Origin of the sequence: Paenibacillus algorifonticola (genome assembly GCF_000971975.1) — a bacterium.
In the GTDB taxonomy this organism is placed as follows: Bacteria; Bacillota; Bacilli; order Paenibacillales; family Paenibacillaceae; genus Pristimantibacillus; species Pristimantibacillus algorifonticola.
The window spans coordinates 77,103-77,305 of the sequence record NZ_KQ040785.1 but is presented as its reverse complement, the minus strand read 5'-3'; the positions used below and the strand labels follow the sequence as shown (position 1 = coordinate 77,305).

At 27.1% G+C, this 203-nt stretch carries 1 protein-coding gene; it reads right to left on the bottom strand.

The window, feature by feature from the left end; genetic code table 11:
- The coding region (tnpA, locus tag WH37_RS34460; protein WP_156182235.1) for an IS200/IS605 family transposase at positions 1 to 195 on the bottom strand (195 nt) is incomplete at its 3' end.
- Positions 196 to 203 lie beyond the last annotated feature (8 nt).

Here is a 203-nt window from a genome sequence, read left to right as displayed (position 1 = left end):
ATAGGCATTAAGGAATTTAGATATCTCTGTATTAGGATGAGTTTTCATTAATATGTGAATATGATCTTTATCATGATTCCATTCCTTTAGAGTGATATTATAATTGCTTTGAATATACTCGAAAATTTCTTTCAATCTGTCGGAGATAGAATCATTAATAACTTTTCTCCTGTATTTTACAACTAATATTAAGATGAAGCAAG